Annotated in this window: 17 protein-coding genes; 6 read left to right on the top strand and 11 right to left on the bottom strand. The window is 64.6% G+C overall.

Going from position 1 to position 14,830, the window contains the following annotated elements:
• Positions 1-17: 17 nt before the first annotated feature.
• Positions 18-1,421: a sensor histidine kinase RegB gene (regB, locus tag G0A00_RS02940; RefSeq protein ID WP_066103312.1), complete on the bottom strand. Its 1,404-nt coding sequence runs from the start codon at positions 1,419-1,421 to the stop codon at positions 18-20.
• A 118-nt stretch (positions 1,422-1,539) separates the two neighbouring features.
• On the opposite strand from regB, the gene G0A00_RS02945 reads away from it, so the two are divergent.
• The gene (locus tag G0A00_RS02945; RefSeq protein WP_164178534.1) at positions 1,540-2,157 is read left to right on the top strand and encodes an SCO family protein; all 618 of its coding nucleotides are present in this window, start codon (positions 1,540-1,542) and stop codon (positions 2,155-2,157) included.
• Between the two features lie 66 nt (positions 2,158-2,223).
• Positions 2,224-2,799, top strand: coding sequence for an ActR/PrrA/RegA family redox response regulator transcription factor (locus G0A00_RS02950; RefSeq protein WP_164178536.1), 576 nt, complete (start codon positions 2,224-2,226; stop codon positions 2,797-2,799).
• Positions 2,800-2,895: 96 nt separating this feature from the next.
• On the opposite strand, the gene G0A00_RS02955 is transcribed toward G0A00_RS02950, so the two are convergent.
• From G0A00_RS02955 to G0A00_RS02965, 3 genes are read right to left on the bottom strand one after another with little or no spacing between them, the layout of a single operon-like run.
• Positions 2,896-3,333 carry a GNAT family N-acetyltransferase gene (locus tag G0A00_RS02955; protein WP_164178538.1) on the bottom strand — a complete coding sequence of 146 codons (438 nt, stop codon included), beginning with the start codon at positions 3,331-3,333 and terminating at the stop codon, positions 2,896-2,898.
• A gap of 47 nt (positions 3,334-3,380) precedes the next feature.
• A complete protein-coding gene (locus G0A00_RS02960) occupies positions 3,381-3,983 on the bottom strand; it encodes an HD family hydrolase (RefSeq protein ID WP_164178540.1) in 603 nt (200 codons plus the stop codon).
• A 2-nt stretch (positions 3,984-3,985) separates the two neighbouring features.
• Positions 3,986-4,666, bottom strand: a complete 681-nt coding sequence (locus G0A00_RS02965) for an FkbM family methyltransferase (protein WP_157374015.1) — start codon at positions 4,664-4,666, stop codon at positions 3,986-3,988.
• A gap of 147 nt (positions 4,667-4,813) precedes the next feature.
• Here G0A00_RS02965 and ahcY point away from each other — a divergent pair, with 147 nt between their 5' ends.
• Both ahcY and G0A00_RS02975 read left to right on the top strand, forming a co-directional pair.
• Positions 4,814-6,199, top strand: a complete 1,386-nt coding sequence (gene ahcY / locus G0A00_RS02970; protein ID WP_164178542.1) for an adenosylhomocysteinase — start codon at positions 4,814-4,816, stop codon at positions 6,197-6,199.
• Positions 6,200-6,446: 247 nt separating this feature from the next.
• A complete protein-coding gene (locus G0A00_RS02975) occupies positions 6,447-7,796 on the top strand; it encodes an esterase-like activity of phytase family protein (protein ID WP_164178544.1) in 1,350 nt (449 codons plus the stop codon).
• Between the two features lie 61 nt (positions 7,797-7,857).
• On the opposite strand, the gene G0A00_RS02980 is transcribed toward G0A00_RS02975, so the two are convergent.
• Both G0A00_RS02980 and G0A00_RS02985 read right to left on the bottom strand, forming a co-directional pair.
• Entirely contained in the window at positions 7,858-9,417 is a 1,560-nt protein-coding gene (locus G0A00_RS02980; RefSeq protein WP_164178874.1) for a sodium:alanine symporter family protein, read from the bottom strand.
• 23 nt (positions 9,418-9,440) lie between these two features.
• The gene (locus tag G0A00_RS02985) at positions 9,441-9,878 is read right to left on the bottom strand and encodes a universal stress protein (protein WP_164178546.1); all 438 of its coding nucleotides are present in this window, start codon (positions 9,876-9,878) and stop codon (positions 9,441-9,443) included.
• Positions 9,879-10,146: 268 nt separating this feature from the next.
• Here G0A00_RS02985 and G0A00_RS02990 point away from each other — a divergent pair, with 268 nt between their 5' ends.
• Positions 10,147-10,488, top strand: coding sequence for a DUF2853 family protein (locus tag G0A00_RS02990; protein WP_066103286.1), 342 nt, complete (start codon positions 10,147-10,149; stop codon positions 10,486-10,488).
• A 239-nt stretch (positions 10,489-10,727) separates the two neighbouring features.
• Here the strand turns inward: G0A00_RS02990 and G0A00_RS02995 are convergent, their stop codons facing one another.
• The 5 genes from G0A00_RS02995 to tsaD form a co-directional block, all read right to left on the bottom strand.
• A complete protein-coding gene (locus G0A00_RS02995) occupies positions 10,728-11,120 on the bottom strand; it encodes a DUF1761 domain-containing protein (RefSeq protein ID WP_164178548.1) in 393 nt (130 codons plus the stop codon).
• Positions 11,121-11,189: 69 nt separating this feature from the next.
• Positions 11,190-11,609, bottom strand: a complete 420-nt coding sequence (locus tag G0A00_RS03000; protein WP_164178550.1) for an EVE domain-containing protein — start codon at positions 11,607-11,609, stop codon at positions 11,190-11,192.
• Between the two features lie 10 nt (positions 11,610-11,619).
• On the bottom strand, positions 11,620-11,892 hold the full coding sequence (locus G0A00_RS03005) for a YciI family protein (protein ID WP_066103279.1): 273 nt from the start codon (positions 11,890-11,892) through the stop codon (positions 11,620-11,622).
• A gap of 2 nt (positions 11,893-11,894) precedes the next feature.
• The gene (locus G0A00_RS03010) at positions 11,895-12,854 is read right to left on the bottom strand and encodes an NAD(P)H-dependent glycerol-3-phosphate dehydrogenase (protein ID WP_164178553.1); all 960 of its coding nucleotides are present in this window, start codon (positions 12,852-12,854) and stop codon (positions 11,895-11,897) included.
• Positions 12,851-13,930, bottom strand: a complete 1,080-nt coding sequence (tsaD, locus tag G0A00_RS03015) for a tRNA (adenosine(37)-N6)-threonylcarbamoyltransferase complex transferase subunit TsaD (protein WP_203595255.1) — start codon at positions 13,928-13,930, stop codon at positions 12,851-12,853. The genes G0A00_RS03010 and tsaD overlap by 4 nt, the downstream gene beginning before the upstream one ends.
• Before the next feature lie 88 nt (positions 13,931-14,018).
• Here tsaD and G0A00_RS03020 point away from each other — a divergent pair, with 88 nt between their 5' ends.
• Positions 14,019-14,819, top strand: a complete 801-nt coding sequence (locus G0A00_RS03020; protein ID WP_164178555.1) for a uroporphyrinogen-III synthase — start codon at positions 14,019-14,021, stop codon at positions 14,817-14,819.
• Positions 14,820-14,830 lie beyond the last annotated feature (11 nt).

Raw genomic sequence — 14,830 nt, forward strand, 5'->3', positions numbered from 1 at the left:
AGCCGCTTCGGCAGGCTTCAAGGCTCGAACACGGGGTTTTCGCCAAGCATCGCGCCAAGGTCCTGCTCAGGCACAACGATCACCTCGCGCGGCCAGACCAGTTCGACCACGGCTCCGCGGCGGGTGCCGGGCGGCTCGGGGGCATTGGGATCGGAGGCATTGGCAAAGCTCAACTCCGCGCCCGAGCGTTCCAGCAGTGTCTTGGCGATGAACAGCCCCAGCCCCATGCCCTCATACTCGGGCCGCGCCTTGCGCTCGGCCTCCGAGCGGCGGCGGCGGATCATCGGCTCGCCAATGCGGCCGAGCAGATGCGGCGGGTAGCCCGGCCCATCGTCGATGATCCGCACGGTGATGCTGCGCTCGTTCCAGCCGGTCTCGATCCAGACCCGGCTGCGGGCGAAATCCACCGCATTCTGCACGAGGTTGCGCAGCCCGTGGATCACCTCGGGGCGGCGCAGCACCTGCGGCATCGGCCCCTCGGTGCCGGTGATTTGCTCAAGCTCGATGGTCTTGCCGCGGTTCTCATGCGGTTCGGCGGCCTCGCGCAGCACTTCGCTCAGCGGCGCGCTGCGCAGGTGCAGATCGTCCTTCCCGGCGCGGCCCATGGACCGCAGGATGTCGCGGCAGCGGTCGGCCTGCTCGCGGATCAACCGCGCGTCTTCCTGCAGGTCTGGCCGGTCGTCGAGATCATCAATCAGTTCCGCCGAGGTCAGTTTGATCGTGGCCAGCGGCGTGCCCAGTTCATGCGCGGCGGCGGCGACCACGCCGCCCAGATCGTTGAGCTTTTGCTGGCGTGACAGCGCCATCTGCGTGGCATTGAGCGCGTCGGACATGGCGTTCATCTCGGTGGTGACCCGGCGCGAATAGACCGACAGGAACACCAGCGCGATGGCGATGGCGACCCATTGGCCGAAGACGAAGAGATCGGGGATCTGCAGCACCTGCCCGTCGAATGTGTGCAGCGGCACATTGGCAAAGACCATGCCCGAGATCAGCACAAAGGCGGTGACGTTGAGCACGATGGTCGAGCGCAGCGACAGCATCACCGCAGAGACCGTCACCGGCCCCAGCACCATCACCGAGAAAGGGTTGTTCAGCCCGCCGGTGAGATAGAGCAGGAAGCACAGCTGCAGCAGATCGAACATCACCATCAGGAAGTTCTCGGCTTCCGACAGGCGTTTGGTTTCGGGAAAGATCAGGCTGGCGACGAGGTTGCCGATCACAGAGATGCCCACCGCGACGTAGCACAGGCCCAGCGGCAGCTGCAGGTCATAGATCGACTGCGCCACCACCAGCGCGGCGATCTGGCCGCAGATCGCCACCCAGCGCAGCAGGATCATCGTGCGCAGGCGGATGAAGGTGCTGCGCTCTTCGGTCCAGAGCAGCGCCTGCCCGGGTTCGTTCAGGTCGGTCTGGCTCATGCCCTTGCTTTCGTGTCTTGATCCTCTGCCGGCAATTGTTAGGTCTGGGGCGGGGATTTGCAATGCGATCCCGGGGTCCGGGCTTTGCCGCCGGGACGGGATCGTTCAGGGAGGCCACATGAAAACCGCACCGATCGTCGCCATCGCCGCCGCTGGCGGGCTTATCGCGCTGAGCGCCGGAATGTGGGTCGCCACGCAATGGGGCCGCGGCGACGACCGTTTCGCGCAGTGCCGCGCCGGGGCCGTGGCGGGCGACATCGGCGGGCCGTTCGAACTGTTGAACGCAGCCGGAGAGACGGTGAGCGATGCCGATGTGATCACCGAGCCGACGCTGCTCTATTTCGGCTATACCTTCTGCCCGGACGTCTGCCCGATGGACAATGCGCGCAACGCCGAGGCGACGGATCTTCTGGCCGAAGCGGGCTATTCGGTGACCCCCGCGATGATCACCCTCGATCCGGCGCGCGACACGCCCGAAGTGATGGGCGATTATGTCACCAACTTCCACGACAAGATGGTCGGCCTGAGCGGCACGCCAGAGCAGATCGACGCGGCGGCCAAGGCCTATAGGGTCTATTACAAGATCAATGACCCCGACGAAGAGTTCTATCTCGTCGACCATTCGGCCTTCACCTATCTCGTGCTGCCGGGGGAAGGCTTTGTCGATTACGTCCGCCGCGACGTGACGCCGGAGCAGCTCTCCGAGCGGGCCGCGTGCTTTATCGACCACATGTGAGCCGCCTTGGTTTGACCGCATCCCTCGGGCGGGATAAGAGAAATTCTCATACGGCGATATTTGCCGATGGATAACACGGGGGCCGCCGTGGCGGAACTTTCACAAGACGATCTGGGCGACGATCGCTCGCTGTTGCTTGTCGATGACGACGAGCCTTTCCTCAAGCGTCTCGCCAAAGCCATGGAAAAGCGCGGCTTCGAGGTCGAAACCGCCGAAACCGTCGCCGGGGGCAAGGCCATCGCCACCGCCCGACCGCCAGCCTATGCGGTGGTCGATCTGCGGCTTGAGGATGGCAATGGGCTCGACGTGGTGGAAGTGCTGCGCGAACGCCGCCCCGACAGCCGCATCGTGGTGCTGACCGGATATGGCGCGATCGCCACCGCCGTGGCCGCGGTGAAGATCGGCGCCACCGACTATCTGTCGAAACCCGCCGACGCCACCGACATCACCAATGCGCTGCTGTCGAAGGGCGACGACCTGCCGCCGCCCCCCGAGAACCCGATGAGCGCCGACCGGGTGCGTTGGGAGCACATCCAGCGGGTCTATGAGCTTTGCGACCGCAACGTCTCGGAAACCGCGCGGCGGCTGAACATGCACCGCCGGACGCTGCAGCGCATTCTCGCGAAACGCTCGCCGAAGTGAGGGAAGCGCCCTTTGGGCGCTGCCTCCGGCGGGGATATTTTTGTCTAGACGAAGAGGGCGCACGCCCGGACCGCGCGCGTCGGCGCTTGCGGCGTTTCAGACATCGAAGCGCTTGAGCACCTTGTCGACACGCGTACCGTCGTCGAGGCGACGGTCTCGAATGTGGCCGTATGTCTCGAACCCGCGGCTTTGATAGTAGATCAGCCCGCCTTCGTTGTCGGCGCGGATCTCGGCGTTGATCCAGCGGTATCCGGTGCCGCGGCAGGCCGCCCGTGTCGCCTCGAAGAGCGCCGAGCCGATGCCGAGCCGCGTGCGGCCCGGACGCGCGAAGCTGGCGATCTGCGCCACATCCGCGCCGAGCTTGGGGTGCGGCTCGACCCATTGAAAGCCCAGCATCGTGCCGCCCGCATCCTCGGCGATGTGCCAGATGGCGCGCTCGGTCTGCATCCAAGCGCGCAGTTCCGCTCCGGTGACGGGCCGTGTCATCGCGGTTGTGCCGCCCTGCGCGATCACCTCGTTCAGCAGTTCGGCCATGGGCCGTGCGTCCAGCGCACCGGCGCGGCGGACAGAGACCGGGGCGCTCACAGCTCGGCCAGCAATTCTGCGTGGCGGGCGGTATAGGCGCGGCGCACCTCGACCGGCGGGCGCAGGTGAATGTCGAGCCCCGCGATCAGATCCGCATCCGGGCGTTTGAAAAAGCGCGAGGCCTCGGCTTCGGAAAAACCGGCGATCTGCACCGCCTCCATCCATGCCGAGACATTGTCGGCCTTCTTGATCTGCTTCTTGAGGCGCAGCGTCGGGGCCGAGGGCAGGCCAAAGCGCAGGTGGATCGCCGCCTCGAGCCGCTTGTCGAGCTCCTTGTAGCCCGGACCCACCGCCGCCTTCACCGGCGAGATCATGTCGCCGATGACATACTCCGGCGCGTCATGCAGCAGCGCAAAGAGCTTTTCGGCGGGCGTCGCATTGGGGCAGAGGCGGCAGAACAGGGTCTCGACCAGCAGCGAATGCTCGGCCACGGAATAGGGGTAGTCACCATGGGTCTGGCCGTTCCAGCGCGCCACGAAGGCGAGGCCATGGGCGATGTCCTCGATCTCGATGTCCACCGGCGTGGGATCGAGCAGATCGAGGCGGCGGCCCGAGAGCATGCGCTGCCAAGCGCGGGGCTGTTTGGATTTGGGGGGCATCTTCAGACAGTCAGATCGGTTGTGGCGTAGACAAAATTGCCATGCAGCTTGCCGCGCTTTTCATAGCCGAGGCCGCGGAAACTGCGCTGGACCCATGTCTCATTGCCGTGGTTTTCGAGGATCAGGATCGGTTTGCAGCGGTGCAGCAGGTGATAGGCGCCCTTGAGCGCCTGTTTCTCATGGCCTTCCACATCCAGTTGCAGGATCGAGACCTTGCGGTCGCGGGGAATGGCGAAGTCAAGCATCGCCGTCTGCACCGTCGTGACACCGGGGCCGGGCGCGTCGGTGAAATGCGACAGCCCGCCGAGCGCCGCGCCCGCCGCGTCATGGGTGCGGAAGAGCATCTCTGCCTCGCGGTTCGACAGGCCCGCGTTGGTCAGCGTGACATTTTGCAGCCCATTGAGCGCAATGGTCTCACGCGCGCAGGCGCAGCTGCCGGGGTTGGGCTCGAAGGCCCAGAGCATCGCGCCGGGGGCCAGTGCCGCCGCGACGCCGGGCAGGAAATCGCCAAAGAAGGTTCCGGCATGGATGACGTCGCCGCCGCCTGCATGGGCGCGCATGAAGGCGATGGTCTCGGGCTCATAGACGCCGCCCGCCAGCACCGCCTTGGCGGCGGGGCGCGCCTCGAGCCCGGCGGGCACGCAGTAGCGTCCATATTGGTTGCTGGGATGTATCTGGTTCACACCGTGCCTGCCGCATGTCCGGCTCTGCTCCGGAACGGGCTCCGGGTTAGCCTTAGGTTTGCCGTGGATAGTGATCCACGTTGCGGGGTATCGCAAGGGATGCTACCTCGCTCAATGATCCCGAGATTTCAATTGGAGCGCCGGAACATGGCTGAAGACTATTTCGTCAAGGACATCGCGCTGGCCGAGTTCGGCCGCAAGGAACTTGATATCGCCGAGACCGAGATGCCGGGCCTGATGGCCTGCCGCGCCGAGTTCGGTGAAGCGCAGCCGCTGAAGGGCGCGCGCATCGTTGGCTCGCTGCATATGACCATCCAGACCGCCGTGCTGATCGAGACGCTGAAGGCGCTCGGCGCGGATGTCCGCTGGGCCTCGTGCAACATCTTCTCGACGCAGGACCACGCCGCCGCAGCGATCGCCGCGGGCGGCACGCCGGTCTTTGCCGTGAAAGGCCAGACGCTTGTAGAGCATTGGGATTATCTCGACCGCTCGTTCCAGTTCGCCGAAGGCGCGAACATGATCCTCGACGATGGCGGGGACGCCACGCTCTACATCCTTCTGGGCGCACGCGCCGAGGCGGGCGAGGATCTGGGTGTGCCGACCTCGGAAGAGGAAGAGGTGATCCACGCGCAGATCAAGAAGCGCATGGAGCAGAGCCCGGGCTGGTTCGCCAAGACCCGCGACGCGATCATGGGCGTCTCGGAAGAGACCACCACCGGTGTGCATCGCCTGTATGATCTGCAGAAGAAGGGCCTGCTGCCCTTCCCGGCGATCAACGTGAACGATTCGGTCACCAAGTCGAAATTCGACAACAAATACGGCTGCCGCGAGAGCCTCGTGGACGGCATCCGCCGCGCCACAGACGTGATGCTGGCGGGCAAGGTCGCCGTGGTCTGCGGCTATGGTGACGTGGGCAAGGGCTCGGCGGCCTCGCTGGCCGGCGCCGGTGCGCGCGTGAAAGTGACCGAGGCCGACCCGATCTGCGCCCTGCAGGCGGCGATGGACGGCTTTGAAGTGGTGCTGCTGGAAGACGTCGTCGCCGACGCCGACATCTTCATCACCACCACCGGCAACAAGGACGTGATCCGCATCGAGCATATGCGCGAGATGAAGAACATGGCCATCGTCGGCAACATCGGCCACTTCGACAATGAGATTCAGGTCGCTTCGCTGAAGAACCACAAGTGGACCAACATCAAGGATCAGGTGGACATGATCGAGATGCCCTCGGGCAACAAGATCATCCTGCTGTCGGAAGGCCGCCTGCTCAACCTCGGCAACGCCACCGGCCACCCGAGCTTTGTGATGTCGGCCTCCTTCACCAACCAGGTGCTGGCGCAGATCGAGCTCTACAAGAACGGCAGCCAGTATGAGAACAAGGTCTACATCCTGCCCAAGCACCTCGACGAGAAAGTGGCGCGCCTGCATCTCGACCGCGTCGGTGCCAAGCTGACCAAGCTCTCGGTGGAGCAGGCGTCCTACATCGGCGTGACGCCGGAAGGCCCGTTCAAGCCCGAGCATTACCGCTACTGATCTCGAGTCTGTTTCAGGCTTTTTGCAACGCCCCGCCATTTGGTGGGGCGTTTTGCTTTTGGGGCGGGCGGAGCGACGCGAGACGGGCGAGCGCCTGCCCGCCGGGACGGGCAGGCGCTCGCCCGGCGGCCTTCGGCCTTGATTCCGGGCGACTGGCACTTTCACCCCAGCGTCACATCACGGCCACGTGAGCTTTACGCAAGGGCGGTAGCAGCGGCGCATTGCAGCATCCCTGAGGAGATACACGATGCGCCTTTCGCTGTCCGTCCTTGCCCTCGCCAGCGCGCTTGCCGCGCCCGCCACGGCTCAGGAAGTCTTCCCGGCCAAGCTCGCCGGTCACGCCTACCTGCCCGCCCTGTCGCTGGTCGAGCCGCCGGCGGATGCGCCGCGCGATGCATGGCTGTCGGGCAAGTTCACCGGCGCCGTCCGCAACGCGCAGGCGATGAGCGTCGAGGGCAATACCGGCAAGAGTTACGGCAACCATGGCACCGGCATCTCGCTGCCGTTCATCGGTCAGCCGGTGCAGGGCATGTCGGGCTTTGCCATGACCCGCGCCGAGGATGGCAGCTTCTACACGCTGACCGACAACGGCTTTGGCTCGAAGCGCAACTCGCCCGACGCGCTGCTGTTCTTTCACAAGATGGCCCCGGATTTCGAGACCGGCAACGTCGAGCGCCGCGAGACCGTCTTCCTGTCGGACCCCGACCATAAGGTGCCCTTCCGCATTGCCTATGAAGGCACAGAGAGCCGGTATCTGACCGGCGCCGATTTCGACACCGAGTCGATTCAGGTGCTGGACGGCGAGGTCTGGATCGGCGACGAGTTCGGCCCCTATATCATCCGCGCCGGTCTTGACGGTGTGGTGAAAGAGGTCTTCGCCACCGAGCTCGATGGCAAGGAACTGCACGGGCCGGACACCTACAACGTCTTCGTCCCCGCCGAGGCGGGCAGCGACTATCAGGTCCAGCGCTCGGGCGGTTACGAGGGCATGGCGCTGCAGCCGGGCACGGATCTGCTCTGGGCGATGCTGGAAAAGCCGGTGCTGATCGAGGGCGGCGAGACCGAAGGCCCGTTCCTGCGGGTCATCGCTTTCGACCCTAAAGCAGGCGAATGGACCGGCGAGAGCGTGAAATTCCAGCTTGCCGAAGGCGCCACCGCGATCGGCGATTTCAACTTCATCGACGAGACCCGCGCGCTGGTCATCGAGCGCGACAATGGCGAGGGCGACATGGCGCAGGCCTGCGCCGAGGGCGCAAGCGACACTTCGGACTGCTACCCCAACCCCGCCAAGGTGAAGAACATCGTGCTGGTCGACATGAGCCAGACCGACGGTGAGGGCTTCATCCGCCGTATCGGCCAGATCGACCTGCTGAACATCGCCGATCCGGACGCCAAGGCGCTGGACGGCATGGGCGCGGGCGGAGAGACCTTCAGCTTCCCGTTCTTCACCATCGAGGACGTGATTGCCGTGGATGAGAGCCACATTCTGGTCGCCAACGACAACAACCTGCCGTTCTCGGGCGGCCGCGTGCCGGGCGAAGCGGCGCACAACGAGTTCATCCTGCTCGACGTGCCGGAGCTGCTGGCGGCGAAGTGATCGCCTGCAAAAGACAACGGGGGCACCTTGTGGCGCCCCCATCCGTAAGCTTTGGGAGGTCTTACGCGTAGCGCTTGATCTCGCCGGACTTCAGCCGCGCGTTGTAGCTGGTCAGTTCGCCTTTCACGATCGGCATCAGGAAGTAGAGGCCGAAGATGTTGACCAGCGCCATGGCGAAGATCGCGGCGTCCGAGAAGTCGATCACCGGGCCGAGGTTCATCGCCGCGCCGATGATCACGAAGATGCAGAAGATCACCTTGAAGATCAGCTCCTGTACCTTGCCTTCGCCGAACATATAGGTCCACGCCTTGAGGCCGTAGTAGCTCCAGGAGATCATCGTCGAGAAGGCGAAGAGGATCACCGCCAGCGCCAGCACGTAGGGGAACCACGAGATGGTCGAGCCAAAGGCCGCCGAGGTCAGCGCCACGCCCGAGACGTCGCCGACGGTTTCGACACGGCCCAGATCGGCGTTCCAGATGTAATTGCCGGTCTCGGGGTCGATCTGCATGACGCCGGTGATGATGATCACAAGCGCGGTCATGGTGCAGATCACCACCGTGTCGATGAAAGGCTCGAGCAGAGACACGAACCCCTCGGTGATCGGCTCTTTGGTGCGCACCGCCGAGTGGGCGATGGCTGCCGAGCCGACGCCCGCTTCGTTCGAGAAGGCGGCGCGTTTGAAGCCTTGGATCAGCGCGCCGACAAGCCCGCCCGCGACACCGGCACCGGTGAAGGCACCGTCAAACACCTGACCGAAGGCCCAGCCGATCTTGTCGAAGTTCATCAGCAGGATGATCAGCGCGGTGCCGACATAGAGCACGCCCATGAAGGGCACGACTTTCTCGGTCACCTGCGCAATGCTCTTCAACCCGCCGATGATCACCGCAAAGACGATCGCCGCAAAGATCACGCCGGTGATCCAGCCCGGATAGTCGCCGACGATATTGGCGATCTGCGCATGGGCCTGATTGGCCTGGAACATATTGCCACCGCCAAGCGCGCCCAGCACGCAGAAGATCGAGAAGAAGATTGCGAGGATCTTGCCGAGCCAGCCAAAACCGCGCTCTGTCATCCCCTTGCTGAGATAGTACATCGGGCCGCCCGAAACGGTGCCGTCGGGGTATTCGTTGCGGTATTTCACGCCCAGCGTACATTCGGTGAATTTCGACGCCATGCCCATCAGGCCCGCGAGGATCATCCAGAATGTCGCGCCGGGGCCGCCGATCGAGACGGCCACCGCCACACCGGCGATATTGCCAAGGCCGACGGTGCCCGAAAGCGCTGTGGCGAGGGCCTGGAAATGGCTGACTTCGCCCGCGTCGTTCGGATCGGAATATTTGCCCGAGACGAGCGCGATGGAATGCGGAAAGGATCGAAATTGAACAAAAGCGAAATAGAGCGTGAAAATGGTCGCGGCGATCACCAGCCAGAGCACGATCCACGGAAAGGATGTGCCGGGAAAGGGTGAGAAGATGAAATTCACGAAAGGCCCGGTGAGATTACCGACCGCTTCGTTGATCGCGGCGTCGATGCTGTGCGCGTCTTCCTGAGCCTGCGCAGGCGCAGCGGCAAGCAGGGCTGTCGCAGGCAGCAGAGCGGCACGAAGAATGTTTTGTTTCATAGACATGAGAGGTCTCCTTCGGCTCAGGGCACAATGACGGTTGGCACGGTGGCAATCTGTGCCAGCCCCAGCGGGACCGAGCCAAAGATGCGCGCCGTCATGGATTGCGTGCCGGAGCGGCCGACAAAGAGCATCGAGGCCTCCGCTTCGGTGGCGATCTCGGCCACCAGTTCGACCACCGAGCCGTATCGGATGCGGCAATCGACCTCGAGCCCGGCCGCCTTCACCTTGGCCATCGCCGGATCGAGGATGACCTCCTGCGCGCGTTTCAACTCCTCCTTGCGCCGTCCGTGCCGCTCTTCAAGCTCCTGCGGTGTGAGGAACTTGTAGGGCGACCATTCCAGAATATGGACAAGCAGCAATGCCGCATTGTCCTTCTTGGCCCGCGCGATCGCATAGTCGAGCAGGCCGTCATCACCTTCCTTATTCTCGTAGGCGACGACAAACGTCTCTGTTGCCATTGGATTTCCCCGGTGTGATTTTTCTGGGGCCGCGCCTGCGCGCCCTGTTGGCCGGGCCCTTTGGCAGATGCTTTCCCTAGGGTCTATGCTGCGGGCGACGTTACGCATTTGTCACGAAAAAAAGCAAAATGCCGCAGCTTCCCGCCTAGTGGCGCGGGGAGGAGGGGGAAATTTTCTCCTTTTTTTCAACAATGCGGCCTGACTATAGTCGGTCTTGCCGGGAAACGGCTGCTGTGGCCCGGTGCAACACGTCCTTTGGGAGAGCGACATGGGCAAGAGAGACGATCTGATCGAGAAATATGCCGAGGATCTGCGCAGCAAATGCGGCGTCGAGCCCGACATGGACCTGCTGACCAAGGTCACCATCGGCTGCGGCCCGTCGATCTATGACGCTGATGCCTCGACCGTTGCCTCCAGTCAGGATCACGAACTGGAAACGGTGAAAGACAACTTCCTGATCAAGAAGCTGGGGCTCGACGATGGGCCCGAGTTGATGGATGCGATCCATTCGGTGGTCGAGACCTACGGCCATTCCGAGCGCAACAAGTACCGCGCCGTGGTCTATTACCTGCTGGTCAAGCATTTCGGTAAAGAGGCGGTCTACGGCTGAGCGCATAGGAGCGCTGGATTTTAGACAGTTCGCCTTTGCCTCAGACGCTTTGCGATGGCATTTTCAGGGTCCGGCCAGAAGGTCGGATCCGGTTTCACCGCAGCGCCTGTGGGAGTGCGCGTGGGGTGGCAAGGGGTCCGGCGATGCGTCGGGCCCCTTTTCCGTTTCCAATCTCGATATCGGATCGCCTTGGGCTCATGCCCGGCAAGTAGCCCCGGAAACGAGCCCCGGCAAGTAGCCTAGAAGAGACCCAACACAAGCCCGATCACCGCGCAGCCAAAAGTCGCATAGCCGCCGTCGATCAGCGTCAGCTTGAAGGGCCGCTGGCCGTAGGCGTTGTTGATCATGATCCACGGCGCGATGAAGAAAAGGCCGATGCCCAGCCCCGCGACCAAACCGGCACCGGGGCTGGCGATGCCCGCCATATGAAAGATGTGCCGCATCATGCCCGCCACCAGCAGCATCGCGATGGCCGATAGCACGAAGGGCAGGGGGCTGCCGTTCTTCGGCTTGCCCGAAGCGTCGCACTCTATGCCCGAGGCTGCGAGCCACGGCTTCGACAGGCTCATGTACCAGCCCGCGCCGAAGAGCCAGCCCGCCAATGCCGCGACGATCACGCTGATCAATTCCATCATGGCCTCCTTCGCTGTCGCGGGAAGCCTGCCGCAAAGCGGGCGTGCTGCCTAGCGGCAATCGCGGGATCAGGCCTTTAGGCCGCCTTTGGCGCAGATGTGCTGGAACTCGGCCTCGGTCACCGGCTGCACCGACAGGCGCGATTGTTTGATCAGCGCCATCTCGGCCAGCGCCGGATCGCCCTTGATCTCGTCGAGCGTCACCGGGGTGGGCAGTTTCTCGACGGCCTTGATGTCCACGCATTCCCAGCGCGGGTCATCGGCCTTGCTGTCGGGATGCACCTCGGCGCAGATCTCTACGATGCCGACGACGGCCTTCTCCTTCTGCGAATGGTAGAAGAAGCCGCGATCCCCAAGCGTCATCTCGCGCATGAAGTTGCGGGCCTGATAGTTGCGGACGCCGTCCCATTCCTCGCCCGCCTCGCCCTTTGCGACCTGATCATCCCATGACCAGGTCGAGGGCTCGGACTTGAAGAGCCAGTATCTCATCGCAGCATCCTCAGCCGATGACTTTTTTCCACGCGGTCAGGGTGACGCTCTCGAACAGACCGGCGAGCGCATAGGGGTCCTTGTCGGCCCACTCCTGCGCGGCGGCCATATCCTCGACGTCGAGGATCACCAGGCTGCCCGCCATCTCGCCCGCATCATCCAGCAGCGGACCGGCCTGCGCGACGACGCCGGTGCGTTCGATATAGGCGAGGTGTTCGGCGCGGGTGTCCTTGCGGATCTGTAGGGCACCGGCTTTGTCCTTGGCGATAAGTGCGACGAGCATGGTCATTCCTCCTTCAGGGGTCTGGAAAGAAGCTCATCCAGAGCTTCGGCAATGGTAACGCGTCCCTCGGTCAGACCGGCGACAACGGCAGAGATCGGCATGGCGATCCCCTCGCGCGTGGCCAACGCAGTGACCGCGCGTGCGGTTGCGGCGCCCTCGACCGTCACCGACGGATCGAAACCCTCAGCGCGGCCCAGCGACTGGCCATAGCGATAGTTGCGCGACAGGTCCGAGGTGCAGGTGAGCGCCAGATCGCCAAGGCCCGAAAGCCCTGTAATCGTCTCTGGTTTCGCCCCCAGATGCACCGCAAGGCGGGTCATCTCGGCAAAGCCGCGGGTCATCAATGCGGCGCGGGCGCTGTCGCCCAGACCGGCGCCGATGCAGGCGCCGCAGGCGATGGCCATGACGTTCTTCAGCGCGCCGCCAACTTCGGCCCCGGTGACATCAAGGCTGCGATAGAGCCGCAGCGTCTTGGTCGAGAGCACATGCTGCAGCACCAGCCCGGCCTCGGCATCCTCGCAGGCGAGCGTCAGCGCCGTCGGCAGGCCGCGCGCGATGTCGGCGGCAAAGCTGGGACCGGTGAGAATGGCGGGCAGGGCGCCCGGCTTGGCGTGGGCGATCACATGGCTGGGGCCGGTGGTGGTGGTCAGATCAATGCCCTTGCAGCAAGCGACCAGCTTTTGCCCTTCGAGAGAGCTGTCAATCGACCCTAACACGGCGGAAAGCGTCTGCATCGGCACCGACAGAAGCAGCGTTTCCGCTTTGGCGGTGCGCGGCAGATCGGCGGTGATCTCGATGCTTTCGGGCAGGGTGACGCCGGGCAGGCGCGCGGTCTGGCGGGTGCGGGCCATCTCGGCCATCGTCTCGTCGTTGCGGCCCCAGAGCATCACCTTGCGGCCATCACGGGCCAGCGCCACGGCCAGAGCGGTTCCGAACGCGCCAGCGCCAAGCACGCCGATCATGCTTTGGCGCCTTTTTTGCCAGAGCCAAGAAGCGGTGCTGCCGATTTGTCGAGCGGCCAGCGCGGGCGCGCCGCCAGCGTCATGTCCGAGCGTTCGCCCGCCGCCAGAAGCTCGCCGCCCGCATAGGCGATCATCGCGGCGTTATCGGTACAGAGCCGCAGCGGCGGCGCGGTGAAACTGACGCCATGCGCGTCGCACAGGCTCTCGAGCGCCCCGCGCAGAGCCTTGTTGGCCGCGACACCGCCCGCCACGGCAAGCGCGGGCTGGGCGGGATTTGCTTCGAGATAGAGCCGCAATGCGCGCTTGGTCTTCTCGGCCAGCACGTCGCGCACCGCCGCCTGAAACCCGGCGCAAAGATCGGCCCGGTCCTGAGCGTGCAGCCCGCCCTGTTCGTCGATCAGCTTGTCGCGCATGCGCAGCAGCGCGGTCTTCAGACCCGAGAAGGACAGATCGCAGCCCTCGCGATCGAGCAGCGGCCTCGGGAAGCGGAAGCGTTTCTCGTCGCCCTTTTTTGCCTCTTCCTCGACCGAAGGGCCGCCGGGCTGCGGCAGGCCAAGCAGGCGTGCGGTCTTGTCGAACGCCTCGCCCGGCGCGTCGTCGATGGTGCCGCCAAGCCGGGTGAACTCCTGCGGGCCGCGCACTACAAGGAACTGGCAGTGCCCGCCCGAGACCAGCAGCATCAGATAAGGATAGGCCAGATCATCGGTCAGCCGCGGCGTCAGCGCATGGCCCGCGAGGTGGTTCACCCCGATGAGCGGCTTGCCGGTGGCTGCGGCGATGCCCTTGGCCATCATCACGCCCGACAGCACGCCGCCGATCAGCCCGGGGCCAGAGGTGACGGCAATGGCGTCAAGCTCGCCCACGGGCACACCGGCCTGCACCAAGGCCTGTTCCACCGCCAGATCGAGCTTTTCGGCATGGGCGCGGGCCGCGATCTCGGGCACCACGCCGCCAAAGGCCGCATGCAGTTCGGCCTGCCCAAGCACCACCGAAGACAGGATCTCCCGCCCGCGCAGCACCGCCGCCGCGGTGTCGTCGCAGCTGCTTTCCAGCCCGAGGATCGTCAGTTCAGCCATCAGCGCGTCCGTTGCATCCCTTTGCTCTTGCAGCTACCACCACAGAAACGCTGCCACAATCCCAGCCCTTCTGAATACAGGAGCAAGGATGCCCGACACCCAGCCTCTCCTGCTGCTCACCCGCCCGCGCGCGGCCTCCGAGCGGTTCGTGCAGGAGCTGGCCGAGGACGGCATCACCGGCTTTACCCCCGTTATCAGCCCGTTGATCGAGGTCGAGCCCACGGGCCCGCTGCCGCCGATGGAGGGGATCACCGGGCTGATCTTCACCTCTGCCAACGCTGTGCGCGCTTATGCCGAACTGGGCGGGGTGCCGCTGCCACTGTGCTATGCGGTGGGTGAGGCCACGGCGCGGGCGGCGCGTGATCTGGGCATGGTGCCGCGCGTGGCCGGGGGCGATGCCGAGTCGCTGCTTGCGGCGATCCTCGGCGACGCGCCGGGCGGCCAGCTTTTGCATCTGCGCGGCACCCATGCGCGCGGCGATCTGGCGGCCCGGCTGGGCGCGGCGGGCCAACCTTGCCTTGAGGCGGTGATCTACGACCAGCCGACTCGCCCGCTGACCGCCGAGGCGATTTCCGCGCTGCAGGGCAGGCTTCCGGTGGTAGTGCCGCTTTTTTCACCGCGAACTGCCCGGATTTTTGTGGAAGCCGCAGCGGCCGTTAGCGCAACCGCGCCGCTTTTCGCCGCATACATGAGCGCAGAGGTGGCCGCAGCTTGCTCTGGCCACTATGTTCTCGACTCAGACATTGTTTCGCGACCCGATGGCCGGCTGATGCGTAAGTCGGTGGGAAAGCTCCTAGAATGCGCGCGACCGCTTGTGGAGCGCGGCGGGTCTGTGGGAAGTTATCAACGTGACGCAGGGTCCGGCAGGGACCCGCGCGCGACAGATTGAAAGGGTGGACC

It is taken from the genome of Salipiger sp. PrR002 (assembly GCF_010500775.1).
GTDB lineage: Bacteria > Pseudomonadota > Alphaproteobacteria > Rhodobacterales > Rhodobacteraceae > Salipiger.